This window comes from Dactylosporangium siamense, assembly GCF_016862795.1.
GTDB lineage: Bacteria > Actinomycetota > Actinomycetes > Mycobacteriales > Micromonosporaceae > Dactylosporangium > Dactylosporangium siamense.
In genome coordinates, this window is sequence record NZ_BONQ01000029.1 from 1 (window position 1) to 24014 (window position 24014).

A 24014-nucleotide genomic window follows, 5' to 3' on the forward strand; every position below is an offset into this window, starting at 1 on the left:
GCCGCCGCGATCGTCGCGGAGCTTGCGCAGGGTCGGGACGAGCAGGCGCTATGCACCTGTTCCGGGCACCGGGAGCGCAACGGTGGCGGTGCAGCCCGCGCCCGGCATCGACGTGATCGACAGCGTTCCGCCGGCCGTGGCCGCCGCCTGTGCCAGCAGGGCGAGTCCGAAATGACCGTCCGGTGGCGCATGGCCGGGGTTGAACCCCGCGCCGTCGTCCCGGACCACCAGCACGACCTCCTGGCGGCGCGCGACGACCGTCACGGTGACGGTGATCCGAGCGGGCCCGCCATGCCGGACCGCGTTGCGGACCAGCTCGAGTGCCGCCTGGCTCACCAGCACCCGATGCGGTCCACGGATCAGGTCGGCCGCCGCGGAGACCGTGACGTCGAGCCTGACGGTCCCGCCGACGTGCTCCTGGAGCAGCCCGGGCAAGCTCTCCGCGAGATCGCCCGCCGGGGCGGCGGGCAGCAGTCCGCCGGTGAGCGCGCGGAGCTCAGCGATGCTGATCCGCACGATCTCCCTGGCCGTCGCCATCCGGTGACCGCCGGCGTCGGATCTGGCTGCGGCGGCATCGGACAGGACGATGCCCGCCGCGGCGAGGTTCTGGATCGGGCCGTCGTGCAGTGCCCGGGCCAGTTCGCGGTGCTGCCGGTCGCGCACCGCCGCGGCGATCGCAGCAAGATCGGCGCGCTGGGCGGCCAGCCGACGGGAACGGCGCGTGGCGCTCACCGTCAACGGCAGCGCGACGGCGGACGCGCCCAGGACGACGAACAGCAGCGAGGGCAGTTGCGTCCGGGCGACCTGCCACGCCGCGGCGCCTGCGCCGGTCGGCACGTATGTCTCCAGGCTCAGCAGGTTGTCGCCGGCGTCGCGGAAGGTGGTGAACACCTCCAGCAGCTGATTGCGGTGGTCGACCTCGAATCGGTGCTCGATGTCGTCGGGCACTGCCAGGGCGGCGCCCTCCCCGGCCCGGCCAACCGGTGCGGCGGACGCGAGAGGGCCGTCAGCGGCCCGGGTGAAGCCTTCCAGCTGCGGCCGGTCGGAGACGACGATCCTGGCGGTGCCGTCGCTGATGATCCACAACTTGACCCGGAGAAGCACCCCCGAGCGCAGGAACGGGTCCAGCGCCTCCAGCAGGTGCGCCCGGTGGTATCCGTCGGAGCTGCCGTAGTCCGCGGCGGACAGCGTGTCGATCACCGTGGCGCTGACGGCCGATGCCGTGCCGACGGCCTCCCGCACGGAGGACGCACGGGCGGCGCTCGCCATGCCCGGGCTCGCGCCCGCGACGGCCACGACCGCGATCAGGGCGGTGACCGCGAGGTGGCGCAGCACGGGCCGGCGCCAGGTCACCCCACCGCGGCCGGTCACGGATACCGCTTCCCCGTGGTGACCAGGCCGGACTCGACGGCGGCGGCGACCGCGGCGTGCTGGGTGTGCACGCCGAGTTTGGCCAGGATCGTCTTGATGTAGTCACGCACGGTGTGCATCGACAGGCCGAGCTCCTGGGCGATCCGCCGGGCGTCGGCACCGCAGGCCAGCAGGGCCAGCACCTCGCGCTCGCGCGGGGTCAGTTGCGGTCCGGCGGCGCCGTCGAAGCGCCGCCGGGGCGGTGGCGCACCGCGCAGGACGCCGAGCACGGCGGTCAGGGCGTCGTCCTTGGCCAGGAACGCGTCGGCACCGGCGCGGTGCGCGGCGGCGGCCAGATCGGCACGCGGGTGCCCGGTCAGGACGACCAGCAGCGCCGCCGGGCGCATCGCCCGCAGCGCCTCGACGACGGCCAGGCCACCGGCGTCGGGCAGGTGCAGGTCGACGATGGCGACGTCGAATGCGTAGACGGCGGCCTTGGCCAGCCCGTCCCGCGCCGAGTTGGCCACCGCGACGCACCGCAGGTCCGGTTGGGCGTCCAGCGCGAAGGCGAGCACGTCGGTGAAGATCCGGTGGTCGTCGACGAGCAGCACTGCCCGCGGCTCCCGGCCCGCCCCGCCCGCGCCGGGTACGGCGGGCATGGTCGCCGTGCTCATCACGCCATCGATCCCTTCCGGGGACAACCCCCCAAATTTGGGGGCTCAGCCGGGGTTGGCCCAGCCCTACGGTACTTAGGCAAGCCTAACGTAATACCGGCGTGAGCTCTCCAGCGAAGGACCACCTCGATGTTGATCACTTTTGCCCCGACCCGGCGGCGGGCGCTCGCAGCGCTGCTGGCCATTCCGGTGGCGGCACTGGCCGCATGCGGCGGCACCGACGCCGGCAGCGGCGCGGCGGCCCCGACCGGCTCGTCCGCGCCGGCGCTGGACCGCAACGCGACACTGACGCTGTACAACGCGCAGCACGACACATTGACCAAGGCGTGGGTGGAGGCGTTCACCGCCAAGACCGGCATCAAGGTCGAGATCCGGCAGGGCAGCGACCTGACCATGGCCAACCAGCTGGCCGCGGAAGGCGCCGCGTCACCGGCCGACGTGTTCCTGACCGAGAACTCCCCCGCCATGTCGCTGGTCGAGAACGCCGGCCTGTTCGCACCGGTCGACAAGGCGACGTTGGCGCAGGTGCCCGCCGAGTACTCCCCGTCGACCGGCAACTGGGTGGGCATCGCCGCCCGCAGCACGGTCCTGGCGTACAACCCCACCAAGGTCACCGACGCGGAACTGCCGAAGTCCATCATGGACCTGCAGGACCCGAAGTGGAGCGGCAAGTTCGGCGCCGCCCCCAAGGGCGCGGACTTCCAGGCCATCGTCTCGGCGATGCTCGAGCTCAAGGGCGAGGCGGCCACGAAGACGTGGCTGGCCGCGCTCAAGGCCGGCGGGCAGGCACACACCGGCAACAGCGCGGCCATGAAGGCCGTCAACGCCGGCACGTCCGCGACCGCCGTGATCTACCACTACTACTGGTACGGCGACCAGGCCAAGACGAAGGAGAACAGCAACAACGTCAAGCTGCACTTCTTCGGCGGTCAGGACCCGGGCGCGTTCGTGTCGGTGTCCGGTGGAGGGGTGCTCAAGTCCAGCAAGCACCCGGCCGAGGCGCAGGCGCTGCTGCAGTACATCACCGGCAAGGACGGCCAGAAACTGCTGGCCGACAGCACCGCGTTCGAGTACTGCGTCGGCAGGGACGTGCCGTCCAACCCCGCCTTGAAGCCGCTCGCCGAGCTCGGTGCGCCGAAGGTCGACCCGTCGAAGCTCAACAGCAAGAAGGTCGTCGACCTGATGACCGCCGCCGGGCTCATCTGAAGCATCATCCGAATCCGGCACCGCACGCTCCAGCCGTGACACCAGCCATGATCCCCACCGGGCCGGCAGCAGGTGCAGCCAGGCGGCGACTCCGGTCGCTGCCGCCGCTGCGCCTGCTCGTGCCGTGCCTGCTGATCGCGGGCTTCACCGCGATCCCACTCGCCGTCATCGTCTACTACTGCTTCGACGTCGGCTGGGCCGTCGTCGAGCCGCTGGTGTTCCGGCCGCTCATCGGTGAGCTGCTCGCCAACACCGTCCTGCTGTGCGCCACCACGACCGCTTGCTGCCTGACGGCCGGGGTGGCCCTGGCGTGGCTGGTCGAGCGCACCAACCTCCCGGGCCGCGGCCTGTGGCTGGCGCTGCTGGCCAGCCCGCTGGCGATCCCCGCGTTCGTGAACAGCTACGCCTGGATCAGCCTCGTGCCGGAGCTGCACGGGCTCTGGGCGGCCACGCTGATCACCTCCCTGTCCTACTACCCGTTCGTCCTGCTGCCGGTCGCCGCCGCCCTGCGCGGCCTCGACCCGGCGCTCGAGGAGACCGGTCGCAGCCTCGGCCTCGGCCCGGTCAGGGTCTGGGCCCGGGTCGTGCTGCCGCAGCTGCGGCCCGCGATGCTCGGCGGCTCGTTGCTCGTCGCGCTGCACCTGCTCGCCGAGTTCGGCGCCATCGAGCAGCTGCGGTACGCCACCTTCGCCACCGCGATCATCGCCCAGTACGAGTCGACGTTCGCGTCCACGGCGGCGAACGCGCTCGCCGCCGTCCTCATCGCCTGCTGCCTGCTGTTCATCACCCTGGAGGTCCTGACCCGCGGCCGCGCACGGACCGCCCGCCTGGGATCCGGTGCCGCCCGGGCGGCCACGCCGGTCCGGCTCGGCCGCCTCACCGCACCGGCCGTCGCGGTGCCGCTGGCCGTCGTCGGTCTCGCCGCCGGCGTGCCCGTCTACAGCGTCACCCACTGGCTCGGCCACACCGGCAGCGCCGGGCACGCCATGTCCGCCCTGCTCCCGGTGCTGGCGACCACCGCCGAACTCGCCGCGCTCGCCTCCGCCGCCACCGTCGCCGCCGGGTTCCCGCTGGCGTGGCTCTCGGTGCGGCACCGCAGCCTCATGACCACCGTGCTGGAACGCAGCACCTACCTGGCCAGCGCCGTCCCCGGCGTCGTCGTGGGCCTCGCACTGGTGACCGTCGCGATCCGCTACACCCGGCCGCTCTACCAGACCACCATCCTCGTGGTTGCCGCATACGTGATGCTGTTCCTGCCGAGGGCGATGGTGAACCTGCGCTCGGCGATCGGCCAGGCACCGCCGGTGCTCGAGGAGGCGTCGCGGGCGCTCGGCCAGACCGCGTCCGCCACGTTCCGCCGCGTCGTCATCCCGCTCACCGCACCCGGGGTCCTGTCCGCGGCCGCACTGGTGTCCCTCGCCGTCACCACCGAGCTGACCGCCACGATCCTGCTCGCACCGACCGGCACCCACACGCTGGCCACCGAGTTCTGGTCCGCCGCCGCCGAGATCGACTACCCGGCCGCCGCACCGTACGCCGTCTGCATGATCGTCCTGTCGCTCCCGTCGGCCTACCTGCTGCTGCGCCAATCAGCCCGAGGAGTCACCCGATGACCGCCCTGTCCGTGCACGGACTGCACAAACGCTACGGCCGGGTGCCCGTCCTCAACGGCGTCGACCTCGACGTCGCCCGGGGATCCGTCACCGCGATCCTCGGGCCCTCCGGCTGCGGCAAGACCACCCTGCTGCGGATCGTCGCGGGATTCGACCGGGCCGACGCGGGCACCGTCACCCTCAACGGCACCGACGTGTCCAGCGGCCGCACCGTCCTGCCACCCGACAAACGCGCCATCGGCTACGTCGCGCAGGAAGGTGCCCTGTTCCCGCACCTGGACGTCCAGGCCAACATCACCTTCGGCCTCCCGTACCTGACCACCGGCAGGCGCCAACGGCGTGACCGCGCCGCCGCCCTGCTGGAGCTGGTCAGCCTCGATCCGTCCCTTGCCCGCAGGTACCCTCATCAGCTCTCCGGCGGCCAACAACAACGCGTCGCCCTCGCTCGCGCCCTCGCCCGCAAACCCTCGCTCATCCTGCTCGACGAACCGTTCTCCTCCCTCGACGCCGCCCTCCGCGAAGCCACCCGGACCGCCGTCGTCGCCACGCTCAAGGCCGAGAACATCTCCACGCTCCTGGTCACCCACGACCAGGCCGAAGCGCTGTCCATGGCCGATCACATCGCCGTCATGACCGACGGCAGGTTCACCCAGACCGGCCCGCCGCAACAGCTCTACGCCCGGCCCGCCACCCTGGGCACCGCGCTCCTGCTCGGACCGGCCAGCACCCTCGACGGCACGGTCGACAACGGCCGGGCCAGCTGCCCACTCGGTGCCCTCCCCCTCACCCGGCACTGCCCCGACGGCGACGCCACCGTCGTCATCCGCCCCGAACAGCTCCACCTGTCCGACGCCGGCACCACGGCCGACACCGGCGCCACGGTCATCGGGTGCGAGTTCTTCGGCGCCGACACGGTCGTCACCGTGCGGATCGCCGGCGGTGCCACGATCCGGGCCCGTGCCGCCGGCACCACCCCATACCACCCAGGACGACCGGTCGCCGTCACCGTGCACGGACCGGTGCACGCCTACCCACGGCAGGGGCCTGGCAGCCGCCCCGACGACGTGCCGCCGGCCGACGGACCGGGCTCCAGGTAGGGCCGGGCCGGCCCTCCGCGGTTTCAACGATCGTTCAGCGCATCCGCACCGTTCGCGCGCTCATCCGCACCGTCCGCGTGCTCATCCGCACCGTCCGCGTGCTCATCCGCACCGTTCGCGCGCTCAGCCGCCCAGCCAGCCGACGATCCGCTCGCGCACCGGCGGGTGGCCGAAGAAGCCGATGTGGGCGATGAACGGCGGGCCACCGACGACGTGCAGCGGGTCGTCCACGTTCGCCCTTCCGGTCGTGGACCGGGTCACCGGTTGTCGCCTCGACCGTACCGTTCGTCACGGCCGTCCGGTCATCGACCGAACCGCTCGCACCACGGATCACCCGGCGGACCCGCTCCGGGCCGGTCACACGTCGACCGCGGCGCGGCGTCCCGCTCGCAACATCGCGTCCATCCATGGACCACCGGCTATACCGTGCCGGCGACTTCCGTTCCGCCGCCGAGGAACTCCACGTTATGCCAGGTCCCGTGCCGCCTGCTGAAGGAACCGGTCCACCTCGTGCCGGGCGTACCCCCGGAACTTGACCGCGAACACCGCTTCCCGCACGACGTCGGCGGCCTCGGCGCGGGCGGTGGCACTGCCGGACTGCAGCGCCCCGCCGACCTGCTCGACGAGGTCGTCGACCGCGGTGATGTCGTAGCCGCGCAGGACCACGGCGAACTCCACCGGCGTCGGGTCCGCCAGCGACCCGTCCTGAAGCTGCGCGGTCAGGCGCGCGATCGCGCCGGCGACCTGCCCCCGGTCGAACCCGCGCAGCACGACGGGCAGGTTCGCGCCGCGCAACGCGTCGACCGCGGCCGCCCGCGCACGTTCGTCGGTGGTCGTGAGCGCTTCGGCGGCCGGGGCGAGGAGCGCGTCCACGGCTCTGGGGTCGTAGCCGCGCAGGACCACGGCGAACTCGAAGGGGATCACCCGATCAGTGTTGCGACGGTGTCAAGCGCATGATGGGTGGATGACGCTGCGGCGGGAGATCAGCGTCGAGGGGCCGCGCGACGTGGACGACGTCTGGGACCGCTACGTGCGGCCCGGGCGGTGGCCGGAGTGGTCGCCGCAGATCCGTTCGGTCGACTATCCGCTTGAGGTCCTGCGACCGGCGACGTCCGGTGTGGTGCACGGACCGGCCGGGATCAGGGTCCGTTTCCACGTCGTCGACGTCGACGGCCGCAGTGCGATCCGGAGCTGGTCGTGGATCGTGTCGGTGGCCGGGGTACGACTGACGCTCCGGCACACCGTCCAGGCCATCGCCGCCGGCACGCGGACCGGGCTGGCGGTCGAGGGGTTCGCGCCGGTGGTGGCGAGCTACCTGCCGGTCGCCCGCGTGGCGCTGCACCGCCTGGTGCGGTGAGCCGGCGACCGTCGAAGCGGGCACATGGGTGACGGGCCGGCGGTGTATCGTCCGCGGATGCGGACCCGGATCCTGCTGTGCGCGGTGTTGCTGCTCGCCGGTTGCGTGGCCGACGGGCCGAAGACCAAGCAGTACTCGCTCGGCACCGACGCCATGCTGCCGAAGCTGAGGGCCAACCAGCCGTTCACGGCCAAGGTCGTGAAGGCCGGCACGTACAAGCCGACGCCCGGTGACGTGGTGGTCTTCCGCAACCCGGCGAAGTGGGGGCCGAGCGACAACAAGTCGGTGAAGCGGGTGATCGCGGTCGAAGGATTCGTGATCGCGTGCTGCGACGTCGACGGGCGGGTGACCCTCGACGGGGTCGGGCTGGACGAACCGTACCTCGGTGAGAACTCCCCCCTCGGAGCCTCGCCAGTGGCGGGCCAGTGCACGTCGCGCCGGTTCGGGCCGGTCACCGTCGAGCCCGGCCAGGTCTTCGTCATGGGCGACAGCCGCGGCGTCTCCATGGACTCCCGCTGCCTCGGCACCGTCCCCAACAGCAACGTCATCGGCGTGGTCGAGTAGGTGGGGATCGCCGAGGACTACTCGTGGAAGTCGGCCACGGTGCGGGTGACGCAAGCCGTCCTCGGCACCATCGCCGTGTCCCTGGTCCTGGGCATCTTCTGGCCCGCGGCCGCTGCGGTGGTCCTCCGGCTGACGGGCGCGTTTGCGATCATGACCTTCATTCGAACGCTCGGCCCGACGGCCCGGTTCCGGGACACGGTGCTTGTCCTGGCCGGGTTGCCTGTCGCACTCGTCGTCGCGTGGTACGGCGATCGGGTCATGCCGTGGGACTCGTTACCCACGTGGCTCGAACCCTTCGTCGCGTCCGTGCTCCCGGCCTGGGTGTACTGCCTGGCCATGAGCTGGATCATCGACCGGCTGGTCACCCGGCGGCGGGCGAGAGCCGTCGCGCCCGAGGTGTAGCGCAGGAGTCCTGGCCGTACGTGCGCCGGTGGATGGCGGAACGGGGAGTTCCTGCGCCGCTACCGGGTGGATAAGGTCAGGTCGCTGATCGCCGCCCAGGAAGAGGAGACTCCAGCGTGGAGACGCCGCCGTTCGAGTCGCCGGAGATCCAGGTCGGGGTCCTGCTGACGCCGTCGCCGGCGGCCGCCGGCGACGTCGAGCGCTACAACGGCGAGCTGGACGACTCCGGTCACGCGCAGGCGTGGGGTGAGCGGGGCCGGCACGCCGCGCCGCGGCGCACTGTGGCGGTGTTGGGCCAGGACGTGTTGCGGGCCGCGGCCGAGGCGGTCGGTCGTGAGGTCGCCGTGGTGGTCAGCGGCGTCGTCAACGGCCTGGAGCACCCGGGCTCCGCGGGGTCACAGACCGGCTCCTTCGACATCGACGGCGTGGACCTCAAGTTCGGGGTGAAGGCCACGATCGGCGCCGGCAAGGCGGTCGAGGCGCTGCTGAGCGCCAGCAGCGAGGCCACGGTCGAGGTGACGTTGACCCTGCGCCGGCGGAGCGCGGCCGGAGACCGGTAGCGATGGCGGAGCGCGGAGTCGGCCGGCTGCTGACCTCGGCCGAGCGCCAGACCTGGCCGGACGGGCCGCTGCGCAGCGGGTTCGTCATCGACGGCCGGCACGTCCTCACCGCCTGGCACTGCGTGGATCGGGTCGGCGGCACGTCGGCCCGGCTGTGGCTGCGGCTGCACGGCGACACCGGCCGCGTCGACGTCCCCGTCGCATACGTCGACCACGTGGCCGACCTCGACGCCGCGGTGCTGGCCCTGGACGAGCAACGCGCGGACGGCGTGGAGGAGCTCCGCCGGCATCTGGAGTCGGTGGCGTTGCCGCTCGGCGCCGACGTCCAGGCCTACGAGGAGGTCCGCATCGCCGGCTTCCCCCAGCTGAACCCGGCCGTCCAGACGGTGGTCCTGGTCGGGAAGGTGAGCTCCGCCGCCGCGGTCGTCGGGGGCAGGCGGGCGATCCGGCTGCACGTGCCGGAGATGGCCGCCGCCTACGGCGAGAGCCCGCAGGGCATGTCGGGCGGGCCGCTGCTGCGCCGTGGACCTGGCGGCGTCGAACGGGTCGTGGGCATCGTCTACGCGTTCCCGCCGTCGCCGACGGGCGCCGGGACGCTCGGCGGTGAGGTGCTGTGCCGGCAGATCGCCGACCTGCGCGACGCGTTCCCCGCGGTGGCCGACGCACTACGCCCCGCGATAGCCGACGCACTACGCCCCGCGCCGGCCGACGCACTACGACCCGCAGCGGCGGACGCACTCCACCCCTCGACGGGCGAACCGCTGCGCCCCTCGGCGGGCGACCCGCTACCGGACCGGGGTGTGGAGCTCTCGTCCGACGTCGTGGACCGGTACCGGCCGATCCTGACCGCGGCGGAGATCCGGCCACCGGCCCACTGGACCGAGCGGGAACTGGCCGCCATCGCGGACACGATCGACGCGCCGTCCCGGGCCGCCCACGCCGTCCTGGCGCTGCGCCGGGCCGCCGCCGCCAAGGCGGTGTGCGCCGGTATCGGCGTGCACGCGGCCGAGTTGAGCCGGCTGCACTCGATCTACCAGCGGGAGGTCGGCGCCTGGCCCGCGGGCGCGTCACTGGACGCGTTGCTGGTCGAGGCCGCCGACGTGCACGCCCACGAACGCGCCACCGGCACCGGCCTGCCGCTGGGCGCCCTCGCCCGGTTCGTGGTCGGGGTCGCGGCCGCGGTCGGCGCCGAACCGGCGGCACAGTCGGCGTTCGTCGAGTGGATCGGCGACCTGGGCCACCAGCTCGCCGACGCCGCCCGCCTGTACGCCGAACGCCGCAGCACCGGTGCCTGGCTGCTGCTCGACCTGGGCGACGAACCCCTGCCGGGTGAGCCGCCGTGGCCCGCCGTCGTCGGCTGGACGTACGTGTCGACCGGCCCCGACGTGGTCGGACAGATCTCCTGCGACCGCACCCCGGACGGGCTCCTGCAGGCGCTGCGCGCGGTGCTGCGGGCCGTGCCGCCGGCGTGGCCGCTGATCGTCGACCTGGCCGTCCCGCACGCGCTGCTGTGCGAGGGCATCGAGGAGTGGCCCGTCTACGAGGTCGACGGCGAGCTGGAGCCGTTCAGCGAGTGGGGTCGCCCCCGGCTGCGCTGGTCCAGGCGGCGCCGCCAGCCGGCGCTGCAACGGCGGCTCGTCGAACGGACCGGGCAGGCCCGCTGGGAGGCGATCCCGGACCCGCTGCCCGAGGACCTCCTCAGCGATCATCCCCGGCTCCGCGAACGGATCCGGGCCGAGCGGCATCAGCCGTGGCTGCTGGGCGGCGCTCCCCCGGACCGCGCCGACACGCTGCGGATCCTGCTGCGGGAGGGGTGCGGCTTCGTGGTGTGGTTCCCGTCGGGGCTGCAGCCGGCCCAGCACGACAGGATCCGCGCCGCGGTGGCCGGCGTGTCGGCGCCCGCCCGGCGGCACGCGCTGCCCGACGAGCTGCCCCGCTTCACCGGCTTCCGGCCCGCCGTCATCTGGGACGACCCACGTGGCCGGGACCAGTTCTCGCTGCCACCGCTCGCCGCCGCGGAGTCGATCACCTAAGGAGCGCCACATGCCCTGGCACATCTTCACCGGCAACGGGCAGCCGGCCAGCGAGACCGAGGCATGGCGGGCGCTGCCGCCGGCGCCGCCGTGGCGGGACCGGGCGACCGCGATCGAACACTTCGTCATCGGCCCCGAGCTGCTCGACGCGGTGAACACGGCGCTGCACCTGCGCCGGCCGCTGCTGCTCACCGGGGCGCCCGGCTCCGGCAAGTCGACGCTCGTCGCGCTCATCGCCGCCGAGCTGCAGCTGGGTGAGCCGCTCGCCTGGCACATCACGTCGCGCAGCACGATCACCGACGGGCTGTACCAGTACGACGCGCTCGGCCGCCTGCACGCCACCCAGGCGCAGCCGGCGGGCGGCGCCGCGGTCGAGCAGTTCGTCACGCTCGGCCCGCTCGGCACCGCCCTGGCCGCCGCGGACCGGCCCCGCGCGGTCCTGATCGACGAGATCGACAAGAGCGACTTCGACCTGCCCAGCGACCTGCTCACGGTGCTCGACCAGGGTTCGTTCGACGTGCCGGCCCTGGTCCGCGACGCCCAGTCCGGCGCCGGCTCGGCGCACCGGGTCCGCGGCGCCGACCGGGCCGGGTACACGGTGACCAACGGTGTGATCCGCCGGTCGCACTGGCCGGTGATCGTGCTGACCAGCAACGGCGAACGCACGTTCCCGGCGCCGTTCCTGCGCCGGTGCGTCCGCTTCGAGATCCCGACCGCCACCGAGTCCCTCATCCGCGACGTCGTCGCCGGGCACCTCAGCGGCGTCGAGGACCGCGAACGCGACGAGATCCACCGCTTCGCGCGACGCCTCGTCGAGGGCGAGAGCCTGGCCCTGGACCAGCTGCTGAACTTCCTGCACCTCGTCTCCGGCGACGCCGCCCCGGACCCGCAGACCCGCGAGCGGGTGGCGCGGATCCTCCTGGAAGAGCTGAACGGCAAGTGATCGACCGGGTCGTCCGTGCCATCGCCGCGGCCGCGCCGGGCTGCAGCGCGGAGGCCATCGCCGACGCGCTGTGGCTGGCCACGCTCGCGGCCCGGCAGGACCCCGAGCCCGACGTGGCACTGCCGGCCGCGGCAGACCCGCGCCCGCCCGACCGTGACACCACCCCCGCTGCGCCGGTGCCGCCTCCGCGCGCCGAACCGCCCCCCGGGCCACCCGCCGGCGACCTCGTCGAGACCGGTCCTGCCGAGACCGCTGCGGCAGGTGTACCGGCGATCGCGGTCGGACTCACCGCTGCCGCGGACCGGCGCCAGCAGATCCCGGCCGCGTACGCCCTCGCGCCGTTCCGCCGGGTGCACCGGCCCGGCCCGCCCGTCGTCGACATCGACGCCACCGTGGACGCCACCGCCGACGCCGGGAGCCTGACGGTGGTGACCCGGCCCGGCCGGGAACGCGGACTGGACGTGGCGATCGTCGTCGAGGACTCCCCGGTCGCGGCGGCCTGGGCCGAGGCGATCGCCGACTTCGAAGGAGTGGTACGCCGCGCCGGCGCCTTCCGCCAGGTGACCCGCTGGACCCTGCACTGGGAGCCGGCCCCGGTGCTGCGGGACGCGAACGGCGCCGACCACGGCCCGCTGCGCCTGACCGACCCGACCGGCCGGCGGCTCATCCTGGTGGTGACCGACGCGACCGCCGACCCCTGGTACGCACCGGAGATCTGGACCCTGCTGCAACGCTGGGCCCAGCTGATGCCGGTCGCCGTGCTCAACCTGCTGCCGGCGCGCTACTGGGGTTTCACCGCCGTCGGCAGCCCGACGGTGGCCCTGCGGGCCCGCCGCCCGGGTGCCGTCAACGCCACCGCCGACGTCCTTCGGGCGTGGTGGTCCGGCGACGACACCGGTCCGGTGGCGGTGCCGGTCGTCGCGTTGCAGCCGGCGGACGTGCGCCGCTGGGCGCACGCCATGGCCGCCGGCACCGGCTGGATCGACGCGGTCTGGGCCGGCCCGCCGGACGCCCGCCCCGGCGGCGAGACCAACGCCGGGCTGTCCGCGGCGGACCGGGTCCGCGCGTTCCAGGCCCGCGCCACCCCGCACGCCCAGACCCTGGCCCGCATCCTCGCCGGCGCGCCGGTGCTGTCCCTGCCGCTGCTGCAGATCCTGCAACGCGAGCTGCTGCCCGCGGCCGGCCCGGCCGAACTCGCCGAGATCCTCGTGAGCGGCCTGCTGGAGCGGCTGCCGGCCGCACCGACCGGCCCGCAGTCACGGCTGCGGTGGCGGCCCGGGATCGCCGAGCTCCTGGCCCGCGGCACGTCCGCGAGCCAGGACTGGAGCGTGTACGAGGTCCTCAGCGCACACCTGCAACGCTGGGCCGGCTCGGGCCAGTCCATCGAGGCGCTGCTGGCCCATCCCCTGGGCCCGTACACCGTCGACCCGGACCTGGAACCGTTCGCCCTGATGAGCCGCCGCCTCGCCCAACGCCTCGGCATCGACGCGCCACCGTCGCCGGCCGACGGTGCCGATCGGCCGGCAAACGGTGCCGCCCGCACCGCAACAGTGCTGTGCGTCGACGGATCGAGCAGCTGGTACTGGAGCCTCGGCCGGGGCGTGGAAGCCTGGCACGCGGCGATGGCCGACGGTCTGGCCCGCGCAGTCGACGACCCGCAACAGGTGCCGCTGCGCTTCCCCGACAACGTCGAGGTGATCGACTTCGCCGACCTGTTCGGCGGTGGCCCACCGCCCACCAGCGCGACCGAGATGGGCAACCTCGAACGGGCCGTGCTGCTCGGCTGGCTGAGCGCGTCCGGCGCCGACGACACCGCCGCGCGCACGCAGTCGTGGTCGAAGGTGCGCGCGACGGTGCTACGCACGCTGAACTGGACCACGCAGGGAAAGACCCTGGTCAGCAGGTCCGGATCGCCGCTCGCGGAACTGATGGTCCGCTACCTCACCGATCCCGACGTCCGCACGGCCGTGCAGCAGCGTATCGCGGCCGCCATCACCCCGAACATCAAAGTCATCGTCGCGAGCTCGGTCGGTGCGATCGCCGTGTACGAGGCGCTGAGCGCGCATCCGGAGCTGACGATCCAGGCGCTGATCACCTTGGGTGCGCCGCTCGGCGATCCGGTCGTGCTGCCGCGCCTGCAGCCGCCGCCCGGCCACCCGCTGACCAACGTCGGCTTCTGGACGAACATCGCCGCGCAGGGAGATCTGGTCGCACACGTGGACCAGTTGCCGCGCGGTCTCGTCGACAGGTGGCAGAACGTCTTCGTCGACAACGGCGACCAACCGCACGGCGCGCTGCGGTACCTCGGTCAACCGGAGACCGGCGCCGCGATCCTGGCCGGGCTCACCGGTCAGCGACCCGTGGGCGCACCACGCTTCGACAACCTCGCGGCCTCGTGCGTCGTGCTCGTCCACGCCGCCGGGCTGACGGGCAGCGGCTTCTTCGTCGCGCCCGGCGTTGTCGTCACCTCGGCGCACCTGGTGCGCGGGGGTGACGACGTGCAGGTTCGGTGGCGGGATGAGCAGTTCACGGCGACCGTCCGCTGGGCGCCGGACGAGACATCGCCCGACCTCGCAGTGCTGGACGTGGAGCTGGCGCCGCGCCGGCACCCGACGCTCCGGCTCGCAGACCGGACGCCGGCGCTCGGCGCGTCGCTGATCACGGTTGGATTCACGCAGGTGAGCGGTGGCCCGGAACTGCAGGCTGCCCACCTTGCATATCAGGGAAGCTCCGGCGGGTTCCTGAGGCTCCTCGGCGAGGTCCGACCCGGCATGAGCGGCGCACCGATGATCGACCCGCAGACCGGAGCCGTCCTCGCGGTGGTGAACAGCACCAACCAACTGGAGTCGGCCGTCCACGCCGTCCCGATCGGTGCACTCCGCCAGATGCCGGTGCAGGAGTATCAGCGGCTGCTGCGTGCCCACGACCTGCACCACCGCAACGACCCTGACCCGGCTGCATCCGAAGAGCGGGAACTCCTGGCGCTGCTCGCCGAACACCCGGCCGCGCCGCAGGTCGAGCACCACCGGGCGTTCGAACGGGCGACGGGTGGCGCTGTGCGGGAGCCCGAGCTGCCCTTGAACGACTACCGCGACGTCGTCGCCGAGCTCGGCGAGCTGATGACGCCGGCAGGTGAGGTTCCGCCGGTGCTTGGCTATGTGGCATCGCTGGCCCGCACCTCCGAGTCCCTGCGCACCTGGCTGATGCGCGCCGCCACCGAGCGCGGGTTGGACACCGAACTGCTCGCGCAGATGTCCGCGCCGACGCGAACGTCGCTGATCATCAGCGTCGAACCGGCGGTGCGGGCGCCGGACCGCTACAGGTCCACCATCTGGTTCCACCACGAGGCTTCAGCAATCTCGCAGTTCACTTCGTTCGAGGTCGCCGCCGGGATCGAGGAGATCGGCCGGCAACTGCGCCGCAGCATCGCGGATGCCATCCACGCGACCGAGCCTGACCGGCACCTGGATCTGCTTGAGTTCGTCGTGCCGGACACGCTCATGGATGTCGACTTCGAGAACTGGAGGGAGCCGGGCAGGAGTCGGCCGGAGTTCGGTCGTTCGCACGCCGTGGCGGTCCGGTCGCTGGACCGCTTCCGCGACGTGGAGATGTTGACATCGTCCTGGCGCCGGTGGGAGGCCATCGGAAGCAAGGCCGCGATCACGCCGCGGGCCATGCCGTGCAGGTTCGACGACCAGCGTCTTGAGTCACTCATAGAGGACCTCGAACTGGACGACGGTGACGTGCCGGTCTTCGGCAGCTCGCCGGTGAGCACCGACGCGTTCGCCACGATGATCTACTCCGGCGTGCCGGTCATGGCCTGGCGCCGCGGCGCCTGCGCCGGAACACCGGACGGAGACCATGAGCAGTGCCAGGGACAGCTGAGTGCCGCGGAGATCTGTCGCGCTCTGCAGGGCGCGCACCGCGACGACCTGCCCGAGCGGGTGCGACACCACCGCATGGTCGCGGCCTCCATGCTCACACCCGATGAGCATGTCGGCCGCGACCTCGTCCTGCTCTGGGACGACCCAGGCAGAAGGCTGGACCCGCTGCCTCTTTCCTGACGGTCAGCGCAGGCGCCACAGGTGGTCGGCGGTGCCGCTGTCGTTCCATTGCAGGCACACGGCGCCCGCCGTCGTGGAGGCGTCCTGGACGCCGAGGATCAGGTTGCTGTTGACGTTCAGCAGGCGGAACTGGTCGCCGTTGCCCGTCACCAGGATGCGCCACAGGTGGTCGCGGGTGCCGCTGTCGTTCCACTGGAGGGCGGCGGCGCCCCGTGCCGTGGACGCGTCCTGAACGCCGAGGACCTTGCCGCTGTTCTGGTTGCGGATGCGGAAGGCGCCGTCGGCGTCGGGCACGAACGTCCAGCCGTGGTCGGGGGTGCCGGAGTCGTGCCACTGCACCGCGGCCGCGCCGTCGGCGCCGCTGGCGCCCTGGACGCCCAGGATCAGGTTGCTGTTGACGTTGTGCAGGCGCACCCAGCCGTCGGGGATGATCTGCCACAGGTGGTCGTCGGTGCCGGTGTCGGACCACTGGACGAGGGTGGCGCCGCGGGTGGTGACGCCGCCGTTGACGCCGAGGACCTTGCCGCTGTTGCGGTTGATGAGCTTGACCCAGCCGCCGCCGGCGTCGACGAGTTTCCAGTCGTGGTCGGCGGTGCCGTTGTCGTTCCACTGCACGACGGCGGCACCGTCCGATGTGGACATGCCGGTGACGCCGAGGACCTTGCCGCTGTTGCGGTTGCGCAGGCGCACGAAGCCGGCCGACGGGACCAGCTCCCACCGGTGGTCGGCGGTGCCGCTGTCGTCCCATTGCAGCGCGGGCGCACCGTCCACGGTGGACATGTCTTGGACGCCGATGATGAGGCCGCTGCGGCGGTTGCGGAGGCGGACGTACCCGGACCTGGTCGGGTTGGTCCAGTACACGGTGCCGTACTGGTTGTGGGTGTCGAAGTACGGCCGCAGCGTGACCGCGGAACCGTCGGCGCGGGCGGTGAAGGTGAGGGTCCCGGCCGGCACGATGGACGCCGGATCCAGCGAGGGCAGGTGTTGCAGGACCTGCGGGCTGGGCGCGGGCGGCGAGCCGGGGTTGGGGCCCTGGCTGAACGCGCCGTACTGCCCGGCGAGCAGCACCGGCCCGTAGCTGACCGACTGGACCGTCGGGTCGTCCGGGGTCGAGGTGAGCGCCAGCGCCATCGGCAGGGTCACGACGATGGTGTCGCCGTTGGCCCAGGCGCGGGTGAGCGTCGCGTAGGTGCCCGGCACGACCGCCTGCGGGGCGCCGTTGACGGTCAGTGCCGCGCCCGTGGCCCACTTCGGGATGCGGACCCGGATCGTGGCGCTGCCGGAGCCCGCGACGGTCAGCGTGCTCGTGTCGGCCGCCGGGTAGTTCGTGGTCTGGGTGACGGTGAGGCCGGTCGCGGCCCAGGTGAGCACCGACGGGATGAACAGGTTGACGAAGAGGGTCCGGCCGTTGGCGAAGTAGATCGAGTCGTTGAACTTGGCGTATGTCTCCAGGCTGCTGCCGGTGTCGCACCAGAAGGTGCCGTAGTCGTCGTCGTACACCTTGGCCGCGCCGGGTCGCAGGTCCAGGTAGTACGTGACCCGGCCGTGCGCGCTGGCCGGGTCCTGCTGCGGCAGGATCTCGTTGTACAGCGCGTGCTCGTAGTAGTCCATGTAGTCGGCGCGGGCCGGGTTCAGGAAGAACAGCTCGCGGGTGAGCTTCAGCAGGTTGTACACGTTGCAGACCTCGCACGAGGCGCGCGAGAGCCGGTTGGAGATCTGGTCCGGTCCGTGGAAGATCTCGCCGTCGCTGTTGCCGCCGGTGCTGTAGGTGTGATGCTGCAGGACGATGTCCCAGAAGTTGCGGGCGATGTCGTAGTACCGGGTGATGCCGGTCGCCTCGTACTCCTTGACCGCGCCCATCAGCTTGGCCAGCTGCGTGTTGGCGTGCAGCCCGGCGAGCTGGTCCTGCCCGGCGGCGAGGGGGTCGTAGATCCTGGCGTGGTCGAAGCGCTGGGCCACGGTGAGCCAGCGGCTGTTGCCGGTCAGCTGGTAGAGGTTGGCGAGGATCTCGTTCATGCCGCCGAACTCGGTGTTCAGGTTGCTCTGCATCGTGTCGTAGCCGCGCTGCCCGGTCCACCAGTCGACCCAGTCGGCGAGGTTGAGCAGGACGGTGAGCGCCTGGTCGCTGCCGACGAGCCGGTGCGCGTCCAGCAGCCCGGCCATGAGCTTGTGCGTGGTGTAGAAGACGACGAAGAACTCGCCGTTCTCCATCCGGGTGAAGTAGCTTTCCGGGAAGCCGGCGAGGTACCCGGTCCGGAACCCGGCGGCGCCGGCGTTGGCCTGGCACTTGGCGAGCTCGGCGACGAGGTACGTGACGTTGTTGCGCAGCTGCGTGTCGCCGGTGGCGGCCACGGCGAGCGACGCGCCGGACAGGTAGTGCCCGGCCATGTGCCCGCGCCAGCTCCAGGTCGGGCTCTCCCAGCCGCCGCAGGGTGCGGCGCCCTGCGTCGACAGGCCGGCGGTGGCCCGGTAGTTGTAGAGCAGCCGGTTCATGTCCAGGAACCGCAGGTACGCGAGGCGGCGGTTCTGCGCGTCCAGGAACCGGCTCGGGGTGAGCCGGACCGCGCCGGCGGGGAGCGGGTACACCTGGACCCCGAAGTCGGCGCGGACGTTCGCGACGGGCGGGGTCGCCGCATGGGCCGTGCCGGGCGGCAGCAGGGTGGCGAGGGTTGCGCCGGCGGCGGTGCCGGCGGTGAGGCGGAGCAGGTGACGACGGTCGAGACCGCCGGACGAACCGGTCATTGACGCACTCCCGTTGGCGGACGATGTGAGCGCTAACATTCAGGTCGCTCAGTTTCCGACAGGCTTCACCACTTGTCAACACTTCTCGAAACGCCCGACCGTAAGGCCGCGCGGTGCTGCCCGTTCGTCGGCGGCACGACCGTGAACTGGCTCGCGGCGTCCAGGCGCGCGGCGGCCTGCTCCGGCAGGTCGAACGCGAGGCCGGCCAGGCCGGCGGTCAGCTGGTCGACGGTGCGGGGGCCGAGGATGACGGAGGTGATCGACGGCCGGCGGGCCAGCCAGGCCAGGGCGATGGTGGCGGTGGTGGTGTGCAGCGCCGCGGCGACGGCGGCGACCTCGTCGCGGATGTCGAAGTGCCGTGGGGCGAGCACGCCGGCCACGAAGTCGCGGGCCATGGGGCTCGGCATGTCGGCCCACTGGGCCAGCCGGGATCCGGCCTCCGGCGGGGTGTCGCGGCGGTACCGCCCGGCGAGCAGGCCGCTGCCCAGCGGACTGTACGCGAGCACGCCGAGGCCGCTCTGCACGCACGTGGGCAGGATTTCGGCCTCGATGGCGCGGGCCATGACCGAGTAGTTGGCCTGCAGACTGACCAGCGGCGTCCCGGCACCGCGTTGTGCGGCCCATTGGGCGGAGACGATACCGGCGGCGGTGAAGTTGGAGCAGCCGATGTAGCGCACCTTGCCCGCGCGGACGAAGCCGTCCAGCGTCGCCATGGTTTCCTCGATGGGGGTGTCCGGGTCGGCCACGTGACACTGGTAGAGGTCGACATAGTCGGTGCCCAGCCGGCGCAGGCTCGCCTCGAGTGCGCGGGTCAGATGGGCTCGCGACAGGCCCCGGTGGTTGGGCCCGACACCCTGCGGTGCCGCCCCCTTGGTGGCCAGCACGACGTCGGCGCGGCGCGATGCGATGGCCCGGCCGACGATCTCCTCGCTGCCCCCGCCGCGGTACGTGTCCGCGGTGTCGATGAGATTGTGTCCGGCGTCCAGGAACGCACCGACGATGCGATGGGCTTCCGGCTCGGATGTCGGCGCCTGCAGGTCGGTGCCGAAGTTCATGGTGCCCAGCGCGACCCCGGAGACGCGCAGGCCGGATCGCCCCAATGCCAAGGTGTGCATGCTTCCCCCGCTAGAATCGGAATCATGATTCCGCTTGAAGATACGGAACCTGGATTCCGCTTGTCAACGGTACGGGTGGGCGCGGCGTGATCCGTTCGGATGCCGCGCGCAATCGGGCCAAGGTGCTGGAGGCGGCCGAGGCCGTCCTCGACGAGCACGGTCTGTCCGCCCGTATGGACGAGATCGCCCACCGGGCCGGCGTCGGTGTCGGCACGCTCTACCGGCACTTCGCCACCAAGGAAGCCCTCTACCAGGCCATCGTGACCAGCCGGGTCGACCTGCTCCTGGAGCAGGCCACCCGGCTGGAGGCGACCGCGGCGCCGGAGACCGCGTTCTTCACCTTCTTCGCCCAGATCGTCGCCGACGCCGGACGGAAGAAGCCCCTGACCGACGCCCTGCGCGGCGCCGGCATCGACATCAAGGCCGGGCAGACGCAGCAGCAGGCGCGGATGCGCGCGGCGATCGCGGACCTGCTGCACAACGCCCAACGCGCCGGCACCGTCCGGTCCGACATCGGCCTGCCCGAGGTGCTCGCCCTGCTGCGGGGCGCCAGCATGGCGGCCGAAACCGGCGACTACCCGGCCGCGGTCCTGGACCGGAGCCTCGCCGTCCTCTTCGACGGCCTGAAACCCTGACGCGGCGTGAGTACGGGAACTCACAGCACCGGGACCTTGGGAGCGCGCCCGTCGGCGGTACCCTCATGACCGAAACTGGCGGGCACGATCTGGGTTGGTGACTCTCGGTATGGCTGGCGGTCACCTGTTCGGACGGGACGTCGAGCTGGGGCGCCTGGACGCGCTGGTGCGCGGGGTCCACGACCGGGGTGGTGCCCTGGTGGTGCACGGGGAGGCCGGCATCGGCAAGACCCGGCTGCTCGCCGAGGCGCGCCGGATCGCGGCCGCCGCCGGGATGCTCGTCCTGGCCACCGCGGGCGTCGAGGCGGAGTCCCGGGTGCCGTTCGCGGGCCTGCACAAGCTGCTGCAACCCGTCTTGGCCCGCGCCGAGGCGCTGCCCGGGCCGCAACGCGACGCGGTGCTCGGGGCGTTCGGCATGGCCGACGTCGGCGGCTCGGACCTGTTCCTCATCGCGCTCGCCGTGCTGAACCTGCTCGCCGACGCGGCCACCGGACCCGGGGCCCTGCTCGTCGTGGAGGACGCGCACTGGCTGGACCCGGCGACCGCGGAGATCCTCGGGTTCGTCGGGCGCCGCCTCGAGGCGGACCCGGTGCTGCTGCTGGCCGCGGTGCGCGACGGTTTCCCCACGTCGTTCGGCACGGATCTGCCCCGGTTGCGCCTCGACCGGCTCGACGAGGAAGCGGCCGAGGCCGTCCTGGACGCGCACGTGGCCGGCCTGCCCGCGGGTGCGCGGCGGCAGCTGCTGCAGGATGCCGCCGGCAACCCCCTCGCCCTGGTCGAGCTGTCGTCCGCCACCGGGCGCGCGGACCCGGCCGGGCCGATGACGGCGCGGCCGCTGACCGACCGGCTGCAGGAGGCGTTCGCGGCGAGGATGGTGCAGCTGCCCGCGGCGACCCGGACGCTGCTGCTGGTCGCCGCGACCAACGACGGTGACGCGCTGTCCGAGGCGCTCGCCGCGGCCGCGCTCGTCACCGGTGGCGTCGTCACCGCCGGTGACCTGCCGCCCGCCGTGGCCGCGTCGCTGGTCGACGTGGACGGCGACCGGATCCGGTTCCGGCACCCGCTGATGCGCTCGGCCATCCACCAGTGGGCCGACCTCACGCAACGAGACGCGGCGCACGCCGCGCTGGCACGGGTCCTCACCGGCCGGCCCGAGCGGGGCATCTGGCACCGGGCCGCGTCCGGTCACGGGCCGGACGAGGAGGTCGCGGCCGGCCTCGAGGAGATCGCCACCGCGGCCCGGCGACGGGGCGCGACGCTGTCGGCGCTCGCCGCGCTCGAACGGGCCGCGCAGCTCACCGACGACCCGGCGCGGCGGGCGGCCCGGCTGTTGCGCGCCGCCGAGGCCGCCGTCGAACTCGGCCGGCAGGACGTCGTGCACCGGCTGCTCCACGACGCCCGGACCCTGGAACTGTCGTCGTGGCAGCGGGCCCAGCTGCTGTGGATCGAGGCCAGCTTCGGCGGCGGGCTGCGTGACGAGCACCGCCGGCCCGCCGCGGTCGCCGACGTCGCCGAGGCGGTCGCCGCGGACGGGCACGTCGACGTGGCGGTGCGGCTGCTGAACGGGGCCGCGCTGCGGTCCTTCTGGACCGAGGCCGACCTGCCGGCCCGGCACCGGATCGTCGACGTCGCCGAGGGGCTGCCGATCCGGGCGGACGACCCGGACCTGCTGGCGATCCTCGCGTTCGCCGCGCCGATCGAACGCGGCGCGGCCGTCATCGACAGCCTGCACCGCGGCGCGGCGCGGGCCGGCGGCAACGCCGAGGCGCTGCGCCTCGTCGGCAGCGCCGCGGTCCTGGTCGGCGCGTTCGACCTGGCCGAGGCGTGCTGCACGGCGGCGCTGCCCGACCTGCGGGCGCAGGGCCGCCTCGGGCTCGTCGCGCGGGCGCTCGGGGCGCAGGCGTGGAGCGCCGCCCACCTCGCCGACCTCAACGTCGGCATCCCCGCGGCCGAGGAGTGCACCCGGCTGGCGCGGGAGACGTCGCAGCCGCTGTTCGTCGGGATCGGCCAGGCCACCGCCGCCGTCCTGGCCGCGCTGCGCGGCGACGAGGCGGCGGTGCTGACCCTCGCCGGTGCGGCGGAGCAGGCCGCCACGTCCGGCCGGGTCCGCCCGGTGCTCGCCACCGCACGGCTCGCCCGCGGGCTCGCCGCGCTCGGCGCCGGGCGCTACGCCGACGCCTACGAGCACCTGCGCCGCATGCACGATCCGGCCGACCCGTCGTTCCACCCGGCGCTGCGCTGCTTCGCCCTGTCCGAGCTCGCCGACGCCGCCGTGCACAGCGGCCAGCACGACGCCGTCACCGGGATCGTCGCGGAGCTCGAGGCGTTCGCGCTGCAGACGCCGTCGCCGGCCCTGCACGGCGGTCTGCGGCACGCCCGCGCGGTCCTCGCCGGCGACGACGAGGCGGAGGCGTTGTTCGAGGCCGCGCTGCGGGTCGACGCCGGGCCGTGGCCGTTCGCGCGGGCCCGGGTGCAGCTCGCCTACGGGCAGTGGCTGCGCCGGCAGCGCCGCATCGCCGACTCGCGGACGCTGCTGCGCACGGCCCGGGACACGTTCGACACCCTCGGCACCGTCCCGTGGGGCGACCACGCCCGGCGGGAGCTGCGCGCCTCCGGTGAGACGAGCCGCCGGCAGATCGTCGACGCCCGGGACCGGCTCACCGCGCAGGAGCTGCAGATCGCGCAGATGGCCGCGGAGGGGATGACGAACCGGGAGATCGGCGAACGGCTGTACCTGTCGCACCGCACGATCAGCTCGCACCTGCACCGCATCTTCCCGAAACTGGAGATCACGTCGCGGTCCCAGCTGGCCGGGATCGTCCGCGTCCCGGCCGGCCACCCCGCGTAATACGCGTCTCCTACAGCGTGCTGATGAGGCCGCCGTCGACGGCGAAGTCCGCGCCGGTGACGTTCGCGGTGCGGTCGCTGGCCAGCAGCAGCACCAGGTCGGCAACCTCCTGCGGGCGGGTGAACCGGCCGGTCACGGACTCGCCGGCGGCCCGGTCGGCGATCGCGGCAGGGTCGCCGCCACCGAGTGACCGGGCGATGGTCGCGGCGACCCCGTCGTCGCCGAGCCACAGCCCGGTGCTGACCGGCCCGGGGCTGACCGTGTTGACCCGCACCCCGCGCCCGCCGACCTCCTTCGACAGCGACTTGGAGAAGCTGGCGAGGGCGGCCTTGGCGGCGCTGTAGTCGATGACGAGCGGGTCGGGCAGGGCGGCGTTGACGGACCCGACGGTGACGATGCTGCCCGCGCCGCGCTCGATCAGGTGCGGCAGCGCGGCCCGGGTCGTGCGGACCGCGGCGAGGAAGTTCACCGTCAGCGTCGACAGCCACTCCTCGTCGGTGACGCTGAGGAACCCGCCCGTCCGCGGCCGCACCGCCCCCACGTTGTTGACCAGGATGTCGAGCCCGCCGAACGCCGACACGGCGGCGTCGATCAGCCGGGCCGGGCCGTCCGGCGTGCTGAGGTCCACCTCGACGGCCAGCGCACCGGACGCCGGGGTGGCGCTCCGGGCCCCGGCGACGACGTTGACGCCCTCCCCGACCAGGGCCTCGACAACGGCCAGGCCGATACCCTTGCTGGCGCCCGTGACGACGGCCGTCTTGCCGGACAGGTGCAGATCCACGTCGGTTCCTCTCTGATGCGGACGTTGGTG

At 73.1% G+C, this 24014-nt stretch carries 19 protein-coding genes; 12 read left to right on the plus strand and 7 right to left on the minus strand.

From position 1 onward, the window contains the following. Positions 1-48 precede the first annotated feature (48 nt). Both Dsi01nite_RS09565 and Dsi01nite_RS09570 read right to left on the minus strand, forming a co-directional pair. Positions 49-1371: a sensor histidine kinase gene (locus Dsi01nite_RS09565; RefSeq protein ID WP_203845705.1), complete on the minus strand. Its 1323-nt coding sequence runs from the start codon at positions 1369-1371 to the stop codon at positions 49-51. Continuing rightward, positions 1368-2024, minus strand: coding sequence for a response regulator transcription factor (locus Dsi01nite_RS09570; protein ID WP_203845706.1), 657 nt, complete (start codon positions 2022-2024; stop codon positions 1368-1370). Before Dsi01nite_RS09570 ends, Dsi01nite_RS09565 begins: the two co-directional genes overlap by 4 nt. A 129-nt stretch (positions 2025-2153) precedes the next feature. On the opposite strand from Dsi01nite_RS09570, the gene Dsi01nite_RS09575 reads away from it, so the two are divergent. The 3 genes from Dsi01nite_RS09575 to Dsi01nite_RS09585 are packed head-to-tail and all read left to right on the plus strand — an operon-like array spanning position 2154 to position 5940. After that, entirely contained in the window at positions 2154-3230 is a 1077-nt protein-coding gene (locus Dsi01nite_RS09575; RefSeq protein ID WP_203845707.1) for an iron ABC transporter substrate-binding protein, read from the plus strand. A gap of 35 nt (positions 3231-3265) precedes the next feature. Further along, on the plus strand, positions 3266-4843 hold the full coding sequence (locus tag Dsi01nite_RS09580; protein ID WP_203845708.1) for an ABC transporter permease: 1578 nt from the start codon (positions 3266-3268) through the stop codon (positions 4841-4843). After that, positions 4840-5940 carry an ABC transporter ATP-binding protein gene (locus Dsi01nite_RS09585; RefSeq protein ID WP_203845709.1) on the plus strand — a complete coding sequence of 367 codons (1101 nt, stop codon included), beginning with the start codon at positions 4840-4842 and terminating at the stop codon, positions 5938-5940. Before Dsi01nite_RS09580 ends, Dsi01nite_RS09585 begins: the two co-directional genes overlap by 4 nt. A 123-nt stretch (positions 5941-6063) precedes the next feature. Here Dsi01nite_RS09585 and Dsi01nite_RS09590 read toward each other — a convergent pair whose 3' ends face one another. Beyond that, entirely contained in the window at positions 6064-6201 is a 138-nt protein-coding gene (locus Dsi01nite_RS09590) for a hypothetical protein (RefSeq protein WP_203845710.1), read from the minus strand. Positions 6202-6405: 204 nt separating this feature from the next. Beyond that, positions 6406-6864, minus strand: a complete 459-nt coding sequence (locus tag Dsi01nite_RS09595) for a DivIVA domain-containing protein (protein WP_203845711.1) — start codon at positions 6862-6864, stop codon at positions 6406-6408. 40 nt (positions 6865-6904) lie between these two features. Between Dsi01nite_RS09595 and Dsi01nite_RS09600 the strand changes: the two genes are divergently transcribed. The 7 genes from Dsi01nite_RS09600 to Dsi01nite_RS09630 all read left to right on the plus strand — a co-directional run bounded on the left by Dsi01nite_RS09600 (position 6905) and on the right by Dsi01nite_RS09630 (position 15863). Further along, on the plus strand, positions 6905-7297 hold the full coding sequence (locus Dsi01nite_RS09600) for an SRPBCC family protein (protein ID WP_203845712.1): 393 nt from the start codon (positions 6905-6907) through the stop codon (positions 7295-7297). Positions 7298-7354: 57 nt separating this feature from the next. Further along, positions 7355-7861: a signal peptidase I gene (lepB, locus tag Dsi01nite_RS09605; RefSeq protein ID WP_239135797.1), complete on the plus strand. Its 507-nt coding sequence runs from the start codon at positions 7355-7357 to the stop codon at positions 7859-7861. Beyond that, positions 7862-8263 (plus strand): hypothetical protein, encoded by a 402-nt coding sequence (locus tag Dsi01nite_RS09610; RefSeq protein WP_203845714.1) that lies wholly within the window; start codon positions 7862-7864, stop codon positions 8261-8263. Positions 8264-8379: 116 nt separating this feature from the next. Then, the gene (locus Dsi01nite_RS09615) at positions 8380-8823 is read left to right on the plus strand and encodes a hypothetical protein (RefSeq protein WP_203845715.1); all 444 of its coding nucleotides are present in this window, start codon (positions 8380-8382) and stop codon (positions 8821-8823) included. Between the two features lie 2 nt (positions 8824-8825). Further along, positions 8826-10856 carry a trypsin-like peptidase domain-containing protein gene (locus Dsi01nite_RS09620; protein WP_203845716.1) on the plus strand — a complete coding sequence of 677 codons (2031 nt, stop codon included), beginning with the start codon at positions 8826-8828 and terminating at the stop codon, positions 10854-10856. Between the two features lie 10 nt (positions 10857-10866). After that, positions 10867-11799, plus strand: a complete 933-nt coding sequence (locus Dsi01nite_RS09625; RefSeq protein WP_203845717.1) for an AAA family ATPase — start codon at positions 10867-10869, stop codon at positions 11797-11799. Beyond that, positions 11796-15863: an SAV_2336 N-terminal domain-related protein gene (locus Dsi01nite_RS09630; protein WP_203845718.1), complete on the plus strand. Its 4068-nt coding sequence runs from the start codon at positions 11796-11798 to the stop codon at positions 15861-15863. The genes Dsi01nite_RS09625 and Dsi01nite_RS09630 overlap by 4 nt, the downstream gene beginning before the upstream one ends. A 3-nt stretch (positions 15864-15866) precedes the next feature. Here the strand turns inward: Dsi01nite_RS09630 and Dsi01nite_RS09635 are convergent, their stop codons facing one another. Beyond that, on the minus strand, positions 15867-18605 hold the full coding sequence (locus Dsi01nite_RS09635; RefSeq protein ID WP_203845719.1) for a beta-L-arabinofuranosidase domain-containing protein: 2739 nt from the start codon (positions 18603-18605) through the stop codon (positions 15867-15869). A 65-nt stretch (positions 18606-18670) separates the two neighbouring features. Further along, positions 18671-19720: an aldo/keto reductase gene (locus Dsi01nite_RS09640; RefSeq protein WP_203845720.1), complete on the minus strand. Its 1050-nt coding sequence runs from the start codon at positions 19718-19720 to the stop codon at positions 18671-18673. A gap of 86 nt (positions 19721-19806) precedes the next feature. On the opposite strand from Dsi01nite_RS09640, the gene Dsi01nite_RS09645 reads away from it, so the two are divergent. Both Dsi01nite_RS09645 and Dsi01nite_RS09650 read left to right on the plus strand, forming a co-directional pair. Continuing rightward, positions 19807-20355, plus strand: a complete 549-nt coding sequence (locus Dsi01nite_RS09645) for a TetR/AcrR family transcriptional regulator (RefSeq protein ID WP_203845721.1) — start codon at positions 19807-19809, stop codon at positions 20353-20355. Between the two features lie 109 nt (positions 20356-20464). Next, positions 20465-23203: a helix-turn-helix transcriptional regulator gene (locus Dsi01nite_RS09650; RefSeq protein WP_203845722.1), complete on the plus strand. Its 2739-nt coding sequence runs from the start codon at positions 20465-20467 to the stop codon at positions 23201-23203. A 10-nt stretch (positions 23204-23213) separates the two neighbouring features. Here Dsi01nite_RS09650 and Dsi01nite_RS09655 read toward each other — a convergent pair whose 3' ends face one another. Further along, on the minus strand, positions 23214-23984 hold the full coding sequence (locus Dsi01nite_RS09655) for an oxidoreductase (RefSeq protein ID WP_203845723.1): 771 nt from the start codon (positions 23982-23984) through the stop codon (positions 23214-23216). Between the last annotated feature and the right edge of the window lie 30 nt (positions 23985-24014).

Excerpts from the sequence above, each read along its gene's own strand:
- Dsi01nite_RS09570 (WP_203845706.1), bottom strand. The coding sequence starts at position 2,024 with ATGAGCACGGCGACCATGCCCGCCGTACCCGGCGCGGGCGGGGCGGGC.
- Dsi01nite_RS09575 (WP_203845707.1), top strand. The coding sequence starts at position 2,154 with ATGTTGATCACTTTTGCCCCGACCCGGCGGCGGGCGCTCGCAGCGCTG.
- Dsi01nite_RS09585 (WP_203845709.1), top strand. The coding sequence starts at position 4,840 with ATGACCGCCCTGTCCGTGCACGGACTGCACAAACGCTACGGCCGGGTG.
- Dsi01nite_RS09600 (WP_203845712.1), top strand. The coding sequence starts at position 6,905 with ATGACGCTGCGGCGGGAGATCAGCGTCGAGGGGCCGCGCGACGTGGAC.
- lepB (WP_239135797.1), top strand. The coding sequence starts at position 7,355 with ATGCGGACCCGGATCCTGCTGTGCGCGGTGTTGCTGCTCGCCGGTTGC.
- Dsi01nite_RS09620 (WP_203845716.1), top strand. The coding sequence starts at position 8,826 with ATGGCGGAGCGCGGAGTCGGCCGGCTGCTGACCTCGGCCGAGCGCCAG.
- Dsi01nite_RS09625 (WP_203845717.1), top strand. The coding sequence starts at position 10,867 with ATGCCCTGGCACATCTTCACCGGCAACGGGCAGCCGGCCAGCGAGACC.
- Dsi01nite_RS09635 (WP_203845719.1), bottom strand. The coding sequence starts at position 18,605 with ATGACCGGTTCGTCCGGCGGTCTCGACCGTCGTCACCTGCTCCGCCTC.
- Dsi01nite_RS09640 (WP_203845720.1), bottom strand. The coding sequence starts at position 19,720 with ATGCACACCTTGGCATTGGGGCGATCCGGCCTGCGCGTCTCCGGGGTC.
- Dsi01nite_RS09650 (WP_203845722.1), top strand. The coding sequence starts at position 20,465 with ATGGCTGGCGGTCACCTGTTCGGACGGGACGTCGAGCTGGGGCGCCTG.